At 32.5% G+C, this 19,443-nt stretch carries 15 protein-coding genes and 1 riboswitch; of the genes, 8 read left to right on the forward strand and 7 right to left on the reverse strand.

Annotation, left to right across the window (positions count from 1 at the left end; all coding sequences use genetic code 11):
* Positions 1-169 precede the first annotated feature (169 nt).
* From secD to N7277_RS08395, 4 genes are all read left to right on the forward strand, one after another.
* Complete coding sequence (secD, locus tag N7277_RS08380; protein WP_274779115.1) at positions 170-3,061, forward strand: protein translocase subunit SecD; 2,892 nt, start codon at positions 170-172, stop codon at positions 3,059-3,061.
* A gap of 100 nt (positions 3,062-3,161) precedes the next feature.
* Positions 3,162-4,409, forward strand: coding sequence for a TCR/Tet family MFS transporter (locus N7277_RS08385; protein ID WP_274779116.1), 1,248 nt, complete (start codon positions 3,162-3,164; stop codon positions 4,407-4,409).
* Positions 4,410-4,441: 32 nt separating this feature from the next.
* Complete coding sequence (locus tag N7277_RS08390) at positions 4,442-4,801, forward strand: Sec-independent protein translocase subunit TatA/TatB (protein WP_274779117.1); 360 nt, start codon at positions 4,442-4,444, stop codon at positions 4,799-4,801.
* A complete protein-coding gene (locus N7277_RS08395) occupies positions 4,801-5,376 on the forward strand; it encodes a phosphatase PAP2 family protein (protein WP_274779118.1) in 576 nt (191 codons plus the stop codon). Before N7277_RS08390 ends, N7277_RS08395 begins: the two co-directional genes overlap by 1 nt.
* Positions 5,377-5,380: 4 nt before the next feature.
* On the opposite strand, the gene rlmH is transcribed toward N7277_RS08395, so the two are convergent.
* A complete protein-coding gene (rlmH, locus tag N7277_RS08400) occupies positions 5,381-5,854 on the reverse strand; it encodes a 23S rRNA (pseudouridine(1915)-N(3))-methyltransferase RlmH (RefSeq protein ID WP_274779119.1) in 474 nt (157 codons plus the stop codon).
* Positions 5,855-5,947: 93 nt separating this feature from the next.
* Between rlmH and N7277_RS08405 the strand changes: the two genes are divergently transcribed.
* Complete coding sequence (locus N7277_RS08405; RefSeq protein WP_274780821.1) at positions 5,948-6,892, forward strand: YihY/virulence factor BrkB family protein; 945 nt, start codon at positions 5,948-5,950, stop codon at positions 6,890-6,892.
* A gap of 62 nt (positions 6,893-6,954) precedes the next feature.
* Here N7277_RS08405 and N7277_RS08410 read toward each other — a convergent pair whose 3' ends face one another.
* Both N7277_RS08410 and cdd read right to left on the reverse strand, forming a co-directional pair.
* On the reverse strand, positions 6,955-8,871 hold the full coding sequence (locus N7277_RS08410; RefSeq protein ID WP_274779120.1) for a TonB-dependent receptor: 1,917 nt from the start codon (positions 8,869-8,871) through the stop codon (positions 6,955-6,957).
* A gap of 114 nt (positions 8,872-8,985) precedes the next feature.
* A riboswitch (cobalamin riboswitch) is annotated at positions 8,986-9,192 on the reverse strand.
* Positions 9,193-9,273: 81 nt separating this feature from the next.
* On the reverse strand, positions 9,274-9,753 hold the full coding sequence (gene cdd, locus N7277_RS08415) for a cytidine deaminase (protein WP_069798332.1): 480 nt from the start codon (positions 9,751-9,753) through the stop codon (positions 9,274-9,276).
* A gap of 108 nt (positions 9,754-9,861) precedes the next feature.
* Between cdd and namA the strand changes: the two genes are divergently transcribed.
* The gene (gene namA, locus N7277_RS08420) at positions 9,862-10,914 is read left to right on the forward strand and encodes an NADPH dehydrogenase NamA (RefSeq protein ID WP_274779121.1); all 1,053 of its coding nucleotides are present in this window, start codon (positions 9,862-9,864) and stop codon (positions 10,912-10,914) included.
* Positions 10,915-10,956: 42 nt separating this feature from the next.
* Here namA and nhaA read toward each other — a convergent pair whose 3' ends face one another.
* The 3 genes from nhaA to N7277_RS08435 all read right to left on the reverse strand — a co-directional run bounded on the left by nhaA (position 10,957) and on the right by N7277_RS08435 (position 14,907).
* Positions 10,957-12,129, reverse strand: a complete 1,173-nt coding sequence (nhaA, locus tag N7277_RS08425; RefSeq protein ID WP_274779122.1) for a Na+/H+ antiporter NhaA — start codon at positions 12,127-12,129, stop codon at positions 10,957-10,959.
* Between the two features lie 2 nt (positions 12,130-12,131).
* Positions 12,132-14,336, reverse strand: coding sequence for a RelA/SpoT family protein (locus N7277_RS08430; protein WP_274779123.1), 2,205 nt, complete (start codon positions 14,334-14,336; stop codon positions 12,132-12,134).
* Positions 14,337-14,466: 130 nt separating this feature from the next.
* On the reverse strand, positions 14,467-14,907 hold the full coding sequence (locus tag N7277_RS08435) for a hypothetical protein (RefSeq protein ID WP_274779124.1): 441 nt from the start codon (positions 14,905-14,907) through the stop codon (positions 14,467-14,469).
* Positions 14,908-15,148: 241 nt separating this feature from the next.
* Here N7277_RS08435 and dacB point away from each other — a divergent pair, with 241 nt between their 5' ends.
* Together dacB and N7277_RS08445 are read left to right on the forward strand one after the other, a co-directional pair.
* Entirely contained in the window at positions 15,149-16,498 is a 1,350-nt protein-coding gene (gene dacB, locus N7277_RS08440; protein ID WP_274779125.1) for a D-alanyl-D-alanine carboxypeptidase/D-alanyl-D-alanine endopeptidase, read from the forward strand.
* 30 nt (positions 16,499-16,528) lie between these two features.
* Positions 16,529-17,680: a sensor histidine kinase gene (locus N7277_RS08445; protein WP_274779126.1), complete on the forward strand. Its 1,152-nt coding sequence runs from the start codon at positions 16,529-16,531 to the stop codon at positions 17,678-17,680.
* Positions 17,681-17,740: 60 nt separating this feature from the next.
* Here N7277_RS08445 and N7277_RS08450 read toward each other — a convergent pair whose 3' ends face one another.
* Positions 17,741-19,348: a M1 family metallopeptidase gene (locus N7277_RS08450; protein ID WP_274779127.1), complete on the reverse strand. Its 1,608-nt coding sequence runs from the start codon at positions 19,346-19,348 to the stop codon at positions 17,741-17,743.
* Between the last annotated feature and the right edge of the window lie 95 nt (positions 19,349-19,443).

The raw sequence follows: 19,443 nt of genomic DNA on the forward strand, positions 1-19,443 counted from the left end.
CTTTTTTGTTTTCAAATTCACAAATTTTTTGTGAATTTGGGATTCCTTTGTCGCTTTATTACCTTAATTCTGTGAAATATCTTCAAAAATCATGTAAACAAAATTTTTATTTCAACTGATAATCATTATATTTGCCGACTATAATTTTAAATGTTGTAAACTATAAACAATGCAAGGAAAAGGACTTATTACGATTGTAGCGATTGTTCTTGGGCTTATTTGTATCAACGAGTTGTTACCAACTTGGTATGCAAGTAAAATAGAAAACGAAGCCAAAGCTATTGCTGGTGAAGACGAAGCAAAATATAATAAAGAAATTGCACGTCTTTCTAAAGATACCATCCATTTAGGATTCACTCAACTGAACTATCCTGAAGCTAAGCAGAAAGAAATGAAGCTTGGTTTGGACTTAAAAGGTGGTATTAACGTTCTATTAGAAATTAACCAAAGAGATTTAGTAAATGATTTAACCAATTATTCTACTAATCCTATCGTTATAGAAGCGCTAGACAGAGCTGACAAAGTTCAGAAACAGTCTACAAAACCTTATATTGAAGATTTTTTCACTCAGTTTGACTTAGTTAATCAAGAGAAAAAAGCTGGTCTTAAATTGGCTAGCCCAGAAGTTTTTGGAACTCAAAAATTAAGTGGTCAAATTAAATTCAATACTACAGATGAGCAAGTAAAATCTATTATTAGAAATAAAATTGATGCTTCTGTAGGAACTGCATTCGAAGTAATTAGAACCAGAATTGATAAAATGGGAGCGGTACAACCAAACGTACAGCGTGTTCCAGGAACTGGTAGAATTGCGGTAGAAATGCCAGGTATTAAAGATAAAGACAAAGTGAAAAAAATGCTTTCTACTTCTGCTAAATTGCAGTTCTGGGAAGTACAACAAATCAATGAAGTTGCTCCTTATCTAGAAACGCTTTCTAAAATTGTTCCAGCAAAAGCAGATTCTCTTGGTGTTGCTAAAAACACTAATTTAATCAACATGCTTCAGCTGAATACCCTAAGACAAGCTGGTATTGGTAATATTAAGTTATCTGATACAGCTGCAATGAACAAAATTCTAAATAGCGAAATTGCAATAAAACTAAGACCAGCAAATCTTAAATTTACTAAATTTATGTGGGGTTACAAGCCAGATGCTGCAGATCCAGATAATTTAGTACTTTATGCTATCAGAGGAAATATCAACCAGAAAGCTCCAGTAGATGGTGCTGTAGAAACTGCTAGAATTAACTATGATAATCTTGGTAGAATTGTAGTAGACATGCAAATGGATACTGAAGGTACTAGAGACTGGAAAACACTTACAGAGAAAAACGTAGGAAAACCAGTTGCAGTAACTTTAGATAATATTGTTTACACTGCTCCAAATGTAAATGAGCCAATTCCTTCTGGTAGATCTCAGATTTCGGGAAGTTTTACTCAAGAAGAAGCTAAAGACCTTACAGACGTATTAAGTGCAGGTAAATTACCAGCTTCTGCTAAAGTAGTTCAGGCTGATGTAGTAGGACCTTCTCTTGGTCAAGAATCTATTTCTGCAGGACTTTGGTCTTTCTTTATTGCATTCTTAATTATTGTAGCATATATCATTTTCTACTACGGTGGTGCTGGTGTTTATGCGATTATAGCAATGATATTTAACCTATTCTACCTTTTCGGAATTATGGACTCTATCAATGCTACGCTTACCCTTCCTGGTATTGCAGGTATTGTATTAACCATGGCAATTGCGGTAGATACAAACGTAATCATCTACGAAAGAACTAAGGAAGAATTATTCGCTGGTAAATCTATTAAGCAAGCATATACAGACGGTTTCAAACATGCATTAAATGCTATTGTAGATGGTCACCTTACTTCGTTATTAACAGCATTGGTTTTATTTATCTTCGGTACAGGACCTATTAAAGGTTTCGCAGTAACTACAGGTATTGGTCTTATCATGACTTTCTTTACTTCTGTATTGTTATCTAGAGTAATGATTTTCCAAAGATTAAATAAAGGAAAAGGACTTTCTGTATGGACTCCAATTACTAAAAACTGGTTCAGAAATATCTGGATTGATTTTATCGGTAAAAGAAAATATTCTTACATCGTTTCTACAATTCTTACTGTTGCGAGTTTATTCTCAATTTTCAACTATGGTTTCAAAACTGGGGTAGACTTCAAAGGTGGTAGAAGCTATGTAGTAAGATTTGATAAAGATGTAGAAGCTACTAAAGCTCATGAATCTCTTGCTAAAGTATTTGTTTTAAATGGAGAATCTCAAGCGGTAGATGTTAAAACTTTTGGTAATGCAGACCAATTGAAAATTACAACTGACTATAAAATTGATGATGAATCAATCGAAGCTGACCAAGATATTGAGAAAAAATTATACGAAGGTCTAAAACCTTTCTTATCTCCTAATACTACATTAGCAGATTTCAAAGATGCACACGGTTCAGAATTAGGAATTGTTTCTTCTTCTAAAGTAGGACCTACGGTAGCAGATGATATTAAAACAGGTGGTACTTATGCAGTATTAGCATCATTATTAGGAATCTTCATTTATATCTTATTTAGATTTAATAAATGGCAATTCTCATTAGGTGCTGTAGCAGCTTTAGCTCACGATGCGATTATCATTCTTGGGGTATTCTCATTCTTTAAAAATATCATGCCATTCAACATGGAGATTAACCAAGACTTTATCGCTGCGATTCTTACAGTCCTCGGTTACTCGATAAATGATACCGTAATTGTATTCGACAGAATTAGAGAATACTTGAGAGAGAAAAAATCTCTTACTCTAGCAGGATTGTTTGATGACTCTATTTCTAGTACACTAGGTAGAACTTTCAACACCTCTATTACTGTATTATTAGTAATTATGGCTATTTTCTTCTTCGGAGGAGATAACCTAAAAGGATTTATGTTCGCATTATTCTTAGGTATTTTCTTCGGAACTTATTCTTCCGTATTCATTGCATCAGCAATTGCATACGATTTCTTAAAAACAGGAAAAGAAGAAGCTCCACACGAAAGAACAACTACAGAAAAATAATAAGAAGCGCTCGAAAGAGCGCTTTTTTTATGAGATAAATAGATATATAAAAGTTAAAAAATTTCTAGAAAATCGAAAAAGATGTATCTTCGCTTTCTGTATGAAAAATTCAAATAAGACAGCTGCCATTTGGTTTATATTTCTCACCTTAATTATTGATATTACAGGGTGGGGAATTGTAATCCCAGTAGTTCCTAAATTAATAGAAGAATTGATTAATGGAGATGTAAGCGAAGCTTCTAAATACGGAGGTTGGCTGAGTTTTCTATATGCTTTCATGCAATTTCTTTTTGCGCCAGTTTTGGGTAATTTGAGTGACAAATATGGTAGAAGACCTGTGATTTTATTTTCACTTTTAGGATTTTCTATTAACTTTTTTATTCAAGCTTGGGCGCCTACTATTTTTTGGCTTTTTGTAGGTCGTATTTTTTCTGGAATTACGGGAGCAAGTGTTACTACTGCTTCAGCATATATTGCAGATATTTCAGATGATAGCAATCGTTCTAAAAACTTTGGAATGATAGGTGCAGCTTTTGGATTGGGATTTATCATTGGGCCTGTAATTGGTGGATTATTAGGGCAATTCGGTTCTAGAGTTCCATTTTATGCAGCCGCTGTTTTATGTTTGGTGAATTTCGCTTACGGATACTTTATATTGCCAGAAAGTTTAGGAAAAGAGCACAGAAGACCTTTTGAATGGAAAAAAGCCAATCCTGTGGGTTCATTATTAAAAGTAAGAACACATCCCGAAATTTTTAAACTTTTCATTGCTTGGTTTTTGGTGTATTTGGCAAGCCATGCGGTACAAACCAATTGGGCATACTTTACGATGTACAAATTTGCCTGGGACGAAAAAACTGTAGGGATTTCTCTAGGAGTAATGGGAGCTTTTACTGCATTTGTTCAAGGTTTTTTAATTAGAAAGGTTCATCCTAAATTGGGTAGTGAAAGAAGTATTTTATACGGGATTATGTTTTACTGTACTGGAATGTTGCTTTTTGCATTCGCTCAAAAAGAATGGATGATGTACGCTATTCTAGCCATTTATTGTCTTGGTGGAATTGCAGGGCCAGCTTTACAGTCAGTCATCTCCTCTAAAGTTTCACCGAAAGAACAGGGAGATTTACAAGGAGCTTTAACAAGTGTAATCAGTATTACGTCTATTATCGGACCATTATTGATGACTCAAATTTTCTATTTTTTCACTCATCCAGATGCTAAAATTAAACTTTTAACCTTAGAATTAAAACCTCCATTTCAGTTTTCTGGAGTGCCCTTTTTCTTAGGATTTGCATTGATGGCAGTGAGTGCTTATTTTGTTTATTATGTTTTTCACAGAAAAAAGTAAATAGTTATTAATTAATAATTTAAATTTGCAGAATGGAACTAAGTTTTGGAGAAATGCTGATGATTGCTTTGGTAATCGTCGTTTTATTTGGACCTAATAAAATCCCTGAAATTGCAAGAGGATTAGGACAAGGAGTGCGTAAAATGAAAGATGCGATGGAAGATGTAAAATCGGAAATCATGAAGGAAACAGATAACCCAGTCTCGGAAATAAAGCGTGAAATAGAAAAAGTAAAAAAAGCGGCTCAAGAATACGATCCTACCGAAAAAATAAAACAAGAATTAGATTTAAGAAAACAAATCGAAGGTCAATCTTCTGATGAATTAATTCAAGAGTCTAAAGAAGAAATCAATAAATTAAGCGACGAATATCAAGGCCCAGTTTCAAGATAATGGAAGAAATTATTCTAGAAGACAAACAAGCCATGATTTTCCTAAATAATTTAGGAAGTTCTACTTTTGATCCTTTTTGGATTTTAGTCTCTGAAAAGTGGTTCTGGATTCCGCTTTATGTTATTTTTTTATATTTTCTTTATAAAAATTTCAATAAAAAATCATTGTTCTACATATTGCTTTTTGTAGCATTAGGAATTACTGCTTCTGACCAAATCGCCAATATTTTTAAATTTGGATTTGAGCGATTAAGACCTTGCCATGACCCATCATTAGAAGGTTTGTTGAGAGAAGTAAAATGCGGTGGTAAGTTCGGGTTTTATTCTGCACACTCTTCTAATTCTTTTTTTGTAGCTACTTATCTTACCATTCTTTTAGGCAAAAAAATAAAACAATTGCCTTATTTTCTATATGTTTGGGCAGCTGTAGTTGCATACAGTAGAGTATATCTTGGGATGCATTTTCCTGGAGATATTATTGTAGGCGCCATCATGGGAATTTTATTGGCTTTATTCTTTGGGACTTTAGCAAAAAAAGTAATCAGGAAATCAGAAGTTTTTACTCAAGACTCATAACTCATTAGTCATTATGATATGGTTTTCCTTGTAGGATTTGGTCTGCCCGGTAAATCTGTTCTACAAAGAATAATCTAATCATTTGATGCGTAAAAGTCATTTTAGAAATGGATATTTTTTCTTGGGCTCTTTGATACATTTCTTCCGAAAAACCATAAGCTCCGCCAACTAAAAAACAGATTTTTTTGATAGAATTGTTTTGATAAGAATCTAATTTTTGCGCAAATTCTCTGCTGGTAAATTGTTTTCCTTTTTCGTCTAAAAGCACTACCAAATCTGTATTTTCTATAATATTGAGGAATAATTTGGCTTCTTCTTTTTTAAGTAAATCAGGTGTGAGATTTCTGGCATTTTTAACATCTGGAATTTCTGTAATTTCAAAATTCCAATGTCTAGGAAGTCTTGTAAGATAGTAATTGATGAGATTTTTAATTTCTTTATCATCCGTTTTTCCTATGCAGAGTAAATTAATTTTCATTCCTTATCTTTGTACAAATATAAAATAACGATTTTGAAACTTCCTACTTTCCTTAGAAAAATTCATCGTTTTTTAGATGGCATACATTTGCCCATGTTAGGCATTTCTCTCTGGGAAATGTTTGATATTTATGTAAGAGGAGTTTTTAAAAACCGTTTAATCGCGAAAGCTTCTGCCATTTCGTGGAGTTTCTTTTTAAGTTTATTTCCGTTTTTATTGTTTTTGCTTTCCATTTTACCTTATTTACCGCATTATGATAAGCTTCAGTTTTATATTTTTGAAGTATTGATGCATAATGTTTTTCCTGCGCACATGCATGCAGATGTGACGAATTATATTACCAAAAGTATTGTTCCGAATATGAAGAGCATCAGTAATTTTACCATTATTTTTGCTTTGATTTTTGCAACCAACGGAACTTTTTCCTTAATTGATGGATTTAATGATTATACAGAAGAAAAACGCTCAGATGTTTATGAGTATATTTTGTCTTTTTTCATTACCATAGGTTTTATTGCGATTATCTTTTTAGCGCTTTTCGGAGTGTATTATTCTGAGGTGGTTCTTAAGCTTTTTACACCAGCTTATGATATTTCTTGGTTTGTAGATAATTTATCGAAAATCATTGGTTTTGTTTCTTTTCCATTGTTTTATTTTCTATTGTTGGCGTTATTTTATTGGGTAGGAACTGCTAAGATTATCAGATTCAGACAAGCGCTTCCAGGGGCTTTCTTTACCACTATTGTATTTGTGATAACTACATACTTCTTTGCAGTTTATGTGAGTGATTTTGCTAAATATAATGTTTTATATGGCTCAATTGGTTCGTTTATTTTATTGATGGTTTGGGTGAATTTAAATGTGATTTTGCTTCTTTTGGGTAATGAATTAAACCTTGCCATTAGAAAACTCAGAATAGAGAAAATTTTGGCAGATGAAATGAAACACGAAATAGAAGAATATCATCAAGATATCGAAAACTTACCTGAAGCAAGTTCTGAACATACCATCAAATTAGATTCTGATAAAAATTCATAAAAAAACTTCAGCAAATAAATTGCTGAAGCTCGAAACACAAGTGGAATAATAAAAATTAATCTTTAAAATTTATATTCTACTCCTAAAGTTATATTCCTAGGTTTTGTAGTAAAACCGATGACGTCTGTGTAACTGTTATTCAATACGTTTCCTACGTTTAAATAAGTATCTAGAGATTTAGTGATTTTCTGATTGATATTGAGGTTAAATAAATGAAACGCGTCTAATTCTACATTTTTTGTACTGTAATTGGTTGAATCAAAGTACGCATCATTTCTTTTTGACGTATATTGATAAGAAATGTTGATTCTATTATTTTTAAGTGGTAAAATTTCTAAAAAAGCATTTGCTCTTTGTTTCGGTGAGCGTAATCTTGTTGCAGGATTGTCTTTTTCAGCGAAAGAGAAATTACCTCCTATATTTACTTTTTCATTGAAATGATATTGAACTCCTAGTTCTACACCCTTTACTTTATTGCTTTCTACGTTTAAGAATTTCCCAGCATAAGTATTAAAATCTACAATATTATACACGAAAACATCTTTTTCTTTTCTACTGAAAATACTTGCATTCACCACAAAAGTTCTGTCTTTCTTTCCAAAACTGAAATCCAATTCATGCGAAGCATTGGTTTCTGGTTTTAAATCAAAATTTGGTAAAACATAAGGCAGTGAACCGTAAGATTGATATAGAGTAGGCGCGATAAATGCCGTAGCATAAGAATAGCCTATTTTTAAGAAGTTATCGTCTAAATCCGTTAAAATAAATGGATTTACGCTGTAAACAAAGTGATTATCATATTTAGAATGATTGTTTAATCGAACTCCTAAATCCAAATGAAAAATTTGATATTCTAAATTTGCATTGGCAAAAACATCAAAATTACGAATTTCTGTTTCGCCTAGAGTCATTACATTTTGCATAGAAGTTCCGCCCCAAGGTAAAGATTTAGAACCTAAATTCTGAGTTTCATACTGAATTCCCGCTACTAAATTAATATGCTCAGAAAATTGAGTTTGATTGTACAATTCTGCAAAAATATTTTGACCTTGATAGCTGTATTGGTCTTGATATTTGTTATTGTTGAGATTTCTCACGATTCTTTCATTGGCAGAAATTCTAGAATTGAACGTGATACTTCCTTTGTCGTATGAATATTGAGCATTGACTCCGCTAAATTTTTGCGTGTCATTGCCTTTGTATTTTCCATCTTCAAAAGCACCATTGTCAAAATCATAATAATGATGTTGATAACCAGCGTTTACATTTACATTGAAATTTTGAGTGCTGTAACCAACAGTAGCATTTGCATTTTGCTTTTCAAAACCATCTTTATCGAAATTTTCTCCAAGAGCTGCCGAAATTCCGTCTGATTTTTCATTAGAACCAGAGAATTGATAATTCCATTGATTGATTTTTCCTTGAGCACTAATATTTTGTCCAAAAGTTCCGAAACTGCCAATTCTTGCTCCAATTCTTCCTTCTAAAGCTTGTTGCGAAGATTTTTTAGTTTTAATGTTAATCACAGAAACGGTAGCATTAGAACCATATAAAACCGAAGATGCTCCATTCAGAATTTCTATAGATTCTATGTTTTCTGAAGCAAAAAGTCTAAGGTCTGTAGCGGTATAATCATTTCCGGTAACATCTTTTAACGGAATTCCATCTACTAAAATCAAAACATTGGCTAATTTCCCACCTCTTATTTTTAGAGATTTCGGTTCAGAACCGTTGTTGAAATTTCCAGTGATTTGATAACCAGATACTTGATTAAGGATTTCTGCTGCATTTTGTCCTTTGAATTTTTCTAAATCTTTAGAAGTAATGAGTTGAACATTTTTACCTGTTTTGTGAAGCTGCTGCTTAGCTTTTGCAGCGATGGTTACTTCTGGAATTAATTTTTCTTCTTTTTCTTGAGCTTTTAATTGTGAAATTCCCGTCACAAAAAGCATTCCTGCGAAGATTAAGTTTTTCTTCATTGTTAAATTTTAAAGTTAATGACTGCTATCAACAACTTTTGGAAAAGAAATAAAGAAAAACCACAGAAGAACTGTGTTTTTTACAGGATTTCTCTACTTTTCCTCCGAAAGTATTGATAATGAATGTTTTTGGCAGGTCTCCTGACTTTCGCATTTTTTGCGCCTTCTCATCTTTTCAAATAAGATAATGGCTTTTTTTGCAAAAAATTCCTTCGATTTTCACCGAAGCACGATTTACAGTTGCGGGGACAGTTTCGGATTTTCACCGAATTCCCATTTTAATTCCGACAAACATCGGAAACCAAAAGCGTGACAAATGTACGTTTAAACCAGAAATTGTGAAAATTTTTGGTCTATATATTTCAAAAAAAATAGAAAACCCTGAGGTTTTCTATTTAGATTTTATAAAAAAGAAGCATCAAACGAGAACGGAAGTAAATCTTTAATTGAATCACATTTATAAACCGCTCCATCAATTCCAGAAAAATAAATTTCTATCGGCTCATTTTGCTTCGTCTCATATTCTAGTAAACTCTGTCTGCATGCACCACAAGGTGGAGTAGCGGTAGTAAAAGTCTCTTCTCTAGATGGACCACCGATAACGTATAGTTTTTTAATTTTTACATTCGGATAATTGGCACCTATATTAAAAACAGTGACTCTTTCTGCACATAAACCAGAAGGATAAGCTGCGTTTTCTTGGTTGTTACCTGTAACAATTTCTCCGTTTTCCAGAAGAACTGCGCAACCTACATTGAAATGAGAATAGGGAGCATAAGCGTTTTTTCTAGCATTGATAGCTGCTTCATGAAGGGTTTTCTCTATATCTGAAAGTTCGTTTCTTTCTATTTGAGAAAATTTAATTCTTAATTCTTTTTCCATTTTAAAAAAATCGGAGAGTAAAATTACAAAAATTTTGTGAAACCAAAGAATTAATCGTGATTTTCTGCGTAAAATTGATAAATTTGGGGTTAAATAAATGTTGTAAATATGAGACTTTTTACCCCAATTAAGTTTAGAAATTTAGAAATAAAAAACAGAGTAGTGATGGCGCCTATGTGTATGTATTCTGCGAAAAATGGCGTAGTGAATGATTTTCATTTGGTGCATTATGCAACTCGTGCTTTTGGTGGAGTAGGATTAATCATTGCAGAAGCTACTGGTGTAGTTCCAGAAGGTAGAATTACTGATAAATGTGCCGGAATTTGGAATGATGAACAAGCTGAAGCATGGAAAAAAATAGTAGAATTTATCCATCAAAACACAGAAACCAAAATTGGGATTCAATTAGGTCATGCTGGTAGAAAAGCTTCTACTTGGAATGGCAAACAAACTTCTTTGGAAGAAAACGGATGGATTACGGTTGCTCCTTCAGAAATTCCTTATCTAGAAGGTGAAAGAAAGCCTCATGCTTTAACAAAATCTGAAATTTCTGAATTGGTAAACGCTTTTAAAGAAGCTGCAATAAGAAGTTTGAAAGCAGGTTTTGATGTGATTGAAATTCATGCGGCGCATGGTTATCTTATTTCTCAGTTTTTATCTCCTTTAAGTAATATGAGAACAGATGAATATGGAGGAAGTATAGAGAACAGAGCGAGAATTTTACTAGAAATTGTAGATGCTGTAAATGAAGTTTTAAACGAAAATGTTCCTTTGTTTGTGAGGATTTCTGCAACAGAATACGCTGAAAACGGTTGGAATGTAGAGGATTCTGTTGTGCTTTCTAAAATCTTAAAAGAAAGAGGTGTAGATTTAATTGATGTTTCTAGTGGTGGAAATATTTCTGGTGCTAAAATCAATGTTTTTTCTGGTTATCAAGTTCCTTTTTCTCATCAAATAAAGCAAGAAGCAGAAGTGAAAACAGGTGCAGTTGGCTTGATTACAACTGCAACTCAAGCCGAAGAAATTTTGCAAAAAGAAGAAGCAGATGTAATTTTGTTAGCAAGAGAGCTTCTTAGAAATCCATATTTTGTGGCAAAAAGCTCTTGGGAAAATCATGAAGAAAGTTTCTTTCCACCACAATACGAAAGAGGTAAGCCTTAAAATAAAAAAGGGTTTCTATATTTTAGGAACCCTTTTTTTATTTTAAATATTTTCTTTATAATCAGAAATTGTGACCTTCTTTTTAGCTAAAAGTTTTAGTAAAAAATAACCAGAAAATCCAGAAATAGCAGAAGCGACAAGAATCGCAAATTTGGCTTCGTCTTGTATTTCGGTGTGTCCTTTGTAAGAAAGCAACGCAATGAAAATAGACATGGTAAAACCAATTCCTGCCAATAAACCTGCCCCAATCATTTGAGACCAATTGCTATTTTTTGGTAAGTCACTTAATTTTAATTTGATGGCAATCAAGGAAAATAGATTGATTCCTATTACTTTTCCTACAACTAAACCTAGAATAATTCCGTAGCCGAAATTGCTAAATAATCCTTCTATCATTCCGCTTTTAAATTGAATATTGGTATTCGCTAATGCGAAAATCGGCATGATGAAATAATTAACGGGTAAGTGTAATTTTTCTTCTAATTTTTCTAAAGGCGAAATTTCTGTAGAACTCTCATTCGTAGGAATTGTAAATGCCAATAAAACCCCTGCAATAGTAGCATGAATGCCACTGTGATGCATAAAATACCATAAAAATAATCCCGGAATGATATAGAAAATATGCTTTTTAACTTTGAAGAAATTCAAAAGAATCAAAAGGAGTAAAATAGCACCACTCAAAGCTAAATAAGTGGATTCTAATTTTTCTGTGTAGAAAATTGCAATCACTACAATTGCTCCTAAATCATCTACAATTGCAAGAGCAGTAAGGAAAATCTTAACAGAAGCGGGAACTCTTTTCCCTAGCATAGAAATGATGGCGAGAGAAAAAGCAATATCTGTAGCCATAGGAATTCCCCAACCATTTTGGTATTCTGTTCCGTAATTAAAAAAAGTGAAGATTAATGCAGGAACCAGCATTCCGCCAATCGCTGCAAAAATAGGAAGAGAAGCGTTTTTAAGGCTAGAAAGCTCTCCTTCTACCAATTCACGTTTAATTTCTAAACCTACCAATAAGAAGAAAATGGCCATTAAACCATCATTAATCCAGAGGCTTGTGGAATATGGTCCTATTTGATAATCTAATGCATTTTGAAAATCATCTCCTAAGCTAGAGTTAGCAATCATTAATGAAACGATGACGCAGATAATCAATAAATTTCCTGAAGATTGAGCTATTTGGAAAAATTTTCTAAAATAATTGGTAATCAGCATGTTTATAATCTTTTTACTTGGGTTACACTCAGTACATTTCTGAGTTGTTTTAGTGTTTCTTCTAGTTGGCTTTTGTTTTTAACTTCTAGAGTGATGGTTCCTAAGAAAATACCGTCATTACTTTCGATAGAAATACTTTTCATGTCAATATTCATGGCATTGCTAATCACTTCAGTAATATCGTTGACTAATCCTTTTCTGTCGATTCCTTCGATTTCTATTCTTACTCTGCTGCTGTAACGCTGTTCATTTACCCATTTTGCAGGCATTACTCTGTAATCGTAATTGGCTCTAAGGTTAATCGCGTTCGGACAGTTGTCATTATGAACTTTAATTCCGTCTGAAATGGTGATAAATCCAAAAATTTTATCGCCTGGAATTACGGTACAACACTTGGCAAAGCTGTAATTCAGTTTTTCTTCATCTTTACCGAAAACGATTAAGTCTAAATCTGTGGTTGGACTTTCTTCGTAAGCGGTATTGATATTAGGTGACTTTCTAAATCTCTGGAAGAAGTTTTTCAGTGCACTTTTAGAATCGGCATATTTTTTTAAATCTGTGGTATCATAAGTGCCATCGTAGAATTTTAAAAATAAATCTTGAGAGGTTTTATGATTGAAAAATTTCTGAATATTATTCACTTCTTCCTCTGAAAAGGTGAGTTTTGCATGTCTTAATTTTCTTTGGAAAATCTCTTTTCCTTCTGCAACTTGACTGTTTTTTTCGGAATTAAGAGCAGCTTTAATTCTAGACTTTGCTTTAGATGTGATGACAATATCTAGCCAATCTTGTTTTGGTTTTTGATTTTGAGAAGAAAGAATATCTATTTGGTCTCCGTTTTGTAAAACGTAAGAAATAGGAACCAGTTTTCCATTGATTTTTGCACCTAAACATTTCATACCCAAATCAGTGTGAACCGAAAACGCAAAATCTAAAGCTGTAGAGCCTACTGGTAAAATTTTAATTTCTCCTTTTGGAGTGAAAACAAAAACTTCTTTGGAATAAAGATTAAGTTTAATATTGTCAAGAAGTTCTGTGGTAGAAAGGTTTTGTTGTTGTTCGATGACTTCTCTAATCTGAGAAACCCATTGTTCAAAATTCTTATCGTCACTGCTTTGTTTGAAGCCTTCTTTGTATTTATAATGTGCTGCAACACCTTTTTCAGCGATTTCGTCCATTCTTTCGGAGCGAATTTGAACTTCAATCCATTTTTTGTCAGGACCTAAAACGGTCAAATGTAAGCTTTCGTAGCCTGTAGAACGCGGATTGGTAATCCAGTCACGCATCCTTTGCGGATTGCTGTGGTATAAATCAGTAACGATGGAATAGATTTTCCAAGCAATGAATTTTTCGTTTTTAGCATCTGATTTATAAATAATTCTAATTGCGTAATTGTCAAAAACCTCTTCAAAAGGTACGTTTTGCTTCAGCATTTTTCTATAAATAGAATTAATGGCTTTCGCTCTACCTTTGATGGTGAAATTAAGATGCTCTTCTTTAAGTTGTTCTGAAACTTCTTTTTTAAATTCTTCTACATACTTTTCACGAGTGTCTTTGGCAAGTTCTAATTTATTGGCAATGTCATAATATACTTCAGGATTATTGTATCTAAGAGATAAATCTTCAAGTTCAGATTTTATGTTGTAAAGGCCTAATCTATGAGCAAGAGGAGCGTAGATATAAACGGTTTCTGAGGCGATTTTCTTTTGTTTGTCATCTCTCATGCTCTCTAGTGTTCTCATATTATGCAATCTGTCTGCAATTTTGATGAGAATTACACGGAAGTCTTCAGAAAGTGTAAGGAGTAGTTTTCTGTAATTTTCAGACTGAACCGAAATGTTTTGATGGTTCATTACCGAAATTTTAGTCAATCCATTGACGATATCTGCTATTTTTTGACCAAAAATTTTCTTGATGTCTTCATAGGTGTATTCAGAATCTTCTATTACGTCATGAAGTAATGCGCAAGCAATAGAAGTAGCTCCTAATCCTATTTCATTTGCGACAATTTTTGCCACTTCAATAGGGTGGTAAATATAGGGTTCGCCAGTTTTTCTTCTTTGGTCTTTGTGAGCATCTAAAGCAATATCAAATGCTTTCCTGATGAGTTTATTCTGTTCTTCATCAAGAGTTCTGTATGTATTAGAGATTAAATCTTTATAGCGATACTGAATTTCTTTATTTTCTTTTTCTAAATCATAAACCATCTTTGAGCCTCTTTAATATCACGAAAATACAAAAAAAAGCTTTATAATAAAAGCTTTACCGCAATTCACAAAAATAAAACCCGAAATTTATTTTCGGGTTTAGTCTGAAAAATTAATTTGATATGAAGAATTATGTGTTTGAACTTACCTCGGAATTTATTCCTATACTGATTCCTGTATGAGAAGTTCTAATTTCTGGCATTGCGTAAATAAGCGCTTTTGCTTTTAAAGCCACTACTTTTTTTATGTAATCTAAATCTACCGCTTTTGCAAAATCTACTTCTTGTAACTCATAAGTGTTTATTACTTTGTTTTCGTTGAAGGCGTCTTTTGCTAATTGCGATTCGGTTTCATTATTAATAGCCACACTAGTAATCAAGGAGTCTACAGAAGTAGCTTCTTGGTCTATTTCATCTGTAAAAATTTTGCTCCAAAAAGATTTTGATACTGGCTTATTTTGACTAAGGTAAATAATGTAGTCAGAATTTTTAAATCCTTTTTTTTCTAAACTTTCAGAAACTGCCTTTGCTTGATCTTGGCTTGCGAACAAGCCTACAATTGTGTATGACATAATTTTAAAAATTTTATTCTGTTAATTATGATGCAAATATATGCTTAAAAAATAATAATAAAATGTTAAAAAATAAAAATTTAATATAAAATTGATAAAAATCATTCTTTATTTTATTAATTAGATAATTGTTTAAAATATTTAAATTGTTAAAAAAACATTTATTTCTTTGTTTTTTTAATTTTTTAGGAAGAAGTAAACAATTTTATTTTCTTTATATTTGAAAAAACAATTATTCTTTATGAAGAAATTTTTTGCTTTTATAACGGTTTTTTGCTTACAAATATTTTATTCCCAGTCGGTTATACAAAATTTAGATAAGGCAGTTCAGTCACTTTTGGCTTCGTCTCCTATGTATTCTGGGAATCTCTCTTTTTATGTAGCAGATGAAAGCGGAAACTTTGTTTATGAATATCAAGGAAACAAAGGATTGTCTACCGCTTCTACTATGAAGATTTTTACGGCTGCAGCGGCTTTGGAAACTTTAGGGAAGAATTATCAATATAAAACTCAGATAGCATTAGATAAAAATCTCTATATTTTTTCTAATGGAGATCCTACTTTGGGAAGTTGGCGGTATGATGATTATAAACCTGAGCACTTCATTTCAAAAATTATACAAAGTCTGAAATCTATAAACATCAAAGAAATTTCTGGAGATTTGGTGATAGATGACACGTATTTTGATTTTCAGAAAATTCCTGGAGGATGGCCTTATAATGACATTGGAAATTATTATGGAGCTGGAGTTTGGGGTGTAAATTGGCGAGAAAACCAATTTGATATTAATACCTTTGGCAAGGATTTTAAAAATTTTAATATCAATTTAGAAGGTGTACATTTTGTGAATGATGCAAGAACGGAAGGAACTTCAGACAGAAGCATCATTTTTACTACTCCTTATAATGATGTGGCGCATGTAATGGGCACGCTTCCTGCAAAAAATTTGACGATTTCTGGAGCTACACCTAATCCGCCAAAACAATTGGCGCTAGAAATTATAGCAGAATTAAAGAAGCAAAATATCGCTTTTAGCGGAAAAATCATCATCAATTCTGAGAGATTAATTGAAGGGCAAAATCCTTTAGTATTTCCTAAAAATAAAGTGATTTTAGAATATTTATCGCCTACTTTAGATAAAATGGTCTTTTGGTTTTTGAAAAAAAGCATCAATTTCTATGGGGAAACTTTCGTGAAAACAATGGCTAAAGAAAAAACAGGAAATTCTTCTTTTGAAAGTGGAATGAAATACCTTAAAAATTTTTGGAAACAGCGCGGGATAGACGAAAGAATGATTAATTTTGTAGATGGTAGTGGATTGTCTCCGCAAAATTATGCAGCAGCTAGAGCCGAAGTTTTAGCTTTGATTTGGGCGAAAAAACAACCATGGTTTGCTGAATATTTTGAGGGGTTTCCGGTGCAAGGAAATGGTATGAAAATGAAAAGCGGAAGTATAAAAGATTGTAGAGCTTTTGCTGGTTATCATACTTCTAAATTTGGTCAGAAATATGTTTTTGCGATTATTATGAATAATTATCAGGCCAATGATTTGAGTGATGCGCTGTATAAAGTTTTGAATCACTTGAAATAATTCAAAAAAAAGATTTTAAATTATAAATTCTTGAGAAACAACTTTATTTCTAAGATAAACAACTGGTTTGTGTTTGTGCTATTAACCATAATAGTTGCAGGATTGGCTATTTCCTCTAACTTTTTAATCAATCATCTTAGAAAAAAAGAAACAGATAGGATAAAATCTCTTGCTACGGCTGTTAAATATCTTCAAGACAATAATGTAGATTCTCGATTGAATGACTTGTCACTCAATGTTATTGACGAAAATAAAGATATTCCGATTATTATCACTGATAAAAAGAGAAATCTGATTGATAGCAAAAACATCGACGAAGAAATCTTAAATAATCCCGAAAAACTGAAACAGAAAATCGCAGAAATGGATGATAAATATCCTCCGTTTGAGATTCAGTTGCCTCATTTTAATAACCAATTTGTTTTTTATGATAATTCAGACTTTCTTAATTATCTTAGATATTATCCTTATGCATTAGGTTTGTTCATCGGGTTATATCTTTTGTTTTCTTTTTGGTTTTTGCGTACCATCAAAAAATCAGATGAATCTATGCTGTGGGCTGGTTTAGCTAAAGAAACTGCACACCAAATCGGAACTCCGCTTTCTTCTATGATTGGTTGGGTAGAAGTGATGAAACTCGATGCCAATAGAAATGACGATGGTTTACTTGAAATCAATAAGGATATCAATCGTTTAAAAACCATTTCTGAGCGTTTTTCGAAAATTGGTTCGGTTCCAGAACTAAATGACTTGAATTTAAAGGAAACAGTTCAACAAAATTTTGATTATCTGAAATCTAGAATTTCCAGAAAAGTAAATTTTGAACTCAAAGTTCCCGCAAGAGAAATATTAATTCCTCACAATAGAATTTTGATGAGTTGGGTGATTGAAAACCTTGTGAAAAATGCGGTAGATGCGATGAAAGGAGAGGGTAAACTGGAAATTTCTCTTTATTCTAAGAATAATTACGTGTTGATAGATATAAAAGATTCTGGCTCTGGAATGACTAATACGCAAATGCGAAGTGCTTTCAAACCGGGTTATTCTACCAAAAAAAGAGGTTGGGGTTTAGGTTTGTCTTTGGCAAAACGTGTCATCAACGAATATCACAATGGCGACATCAAAATCGCAGAATCTGAAGTAGGAAAGGGAACCACTTTTAGAATTGCGCTGAAATCTTAAAAAAAAAGAGCTTAGAAATCATGTTTCCAAACTCTTGTATTCTTTAAATTTTTTTGAATCTTAAATCTTCATGAAATTTACGAAGTAATTATCATTAAACTTTACCTCTTTTTTGTCTTTCAGTTTAATGGTTTGCCATTCTTTAGTTGGGGTTAGAGTTGTGTTTTCTATTCTGATAGGTAAGTTGAAACCTTCTACAGTATTTGTCCATCTGTATTTTAACGTTTTTCCGTTTTGAGAAAATTCTAAAGTTGGGATTTGAGTGGTTCTTAAATATTGTTCAAAAACAGTGGTGAAATCTATTCCCGATTTTTCAGAAATATAATTTTCAATTTGCTGAGTAGTTACCGTTTGATGATAAAAATCTTTACCGATTCCTCTTAAAATTTGTCTGAATTTTTCATCATCGTTTATGGCAGTTCTAATCGTGTGAAGCATATTGGCACCTTTGTAGTACATGTCACCACTTCCTTCGTTTCTTACTCCATATTTTCCAATAATAGGCTTGTCATTATCAATATTTTGTCTGATTCCTTTAATGTACAATTCTGCTTTTTCTTTGTTTAAATAGTTTTGAGTAAAAAGTGTTTCTGAGTAGCACGTAAAACCTTCGTGAACCCACATATCAGCTTGGTCTTTTGCGGTAATATTGTTAGCAAACCATTCGTGACCAGATTCGTGAATAATAATAAAATCCCACTCTAAGCCTACACCAGTTTGAGATAAATCCCTACCTAGATAACCATTCAGATAATGATTTCCATAGGCTACATTAGACTGATGTTCCATTCCTAAATAGGGAGTTTCTACCAATTTATATCCGTCTTCGTAGAAAGGATAAGGTCCAAACCAATATTCAAACGCCTGAAGCATTGGTTTTACCTGTGTAAATTGTTTTTTTGCTTTGTCTAAATTGTATGAAAGTACATAATAATCACAATCTAGCTTGCCATTTTCGCCATTATAGATTTCAGAAAAATGTTCAAATTTCCCAATGGTAGGAACAATGCTGTACAGATTGATTGGGTTTTTAACTTCCCAAGTGAAAACATTTTTGCCTTTTTCTATGGTTTGAGAAATTAATTTGCCATTTCCTACACCAGTTAAATTTTTTGGCGTAATAATTTTCATTTCTATGCCTTCATCTGGCTCATCACTCCAAATATCTTTTGAGGGTAACCAAAGGCTGGTTCCGTCTCCTTCTTGTGCTACAGAAATCCAAGGATTTCCTTTTTCATCTTGGGTAAATACCCAGCCTCCATCCCAAGGTGCGTGTTTTGCGATTCTAGGATTCCCGAAATATTCTAAAATCATGTAAAAGCGTTCTCCTTTTTTGAAACTTTGTTGAGTTTCTATAAAAATGAAATCGTCTTCGGTTTTTACATTGGTGTAATTAAAATTTCCCATGAAGTTTTTAGAATTCATAGGCTTTTGAAGGTCTAATTGAAACGTAGGATTTTCTACATCTTTGGTAATTTCAAAAAAAATGGTGTTTTTTCCGCTGACTGATTGATCCTGAATATTAGGTTCTACAGTGAGCTCGTATTTTTTGACATCCCAAAAATTTCTAAATGCCGTATCAGAACCTTTTAAAGTATCTTTTTTGGTAAAAGTTTGTGCAAAGATTATTTGACTAAAAACTAAAAGAAATAAACAGATTTTTTTCATGAATAAATTTTTTCAGTGTTTAAAAATAACAAAAACCACGCTATTTTGCGTGGTTTATAATATAATTTTAATTTTTAATTTTTTTTGAGTTTTCC

The sequence above is a fragment of the Cloacibacterium sp. TD35 genome (assembly GCF_028864635.1).
Classification (GTDB): domain Bacteria; phylum Bacteroidota; class Bacteroidia; order Flavobacteriales; family Weeksellaceae; genus Cloacibacterium.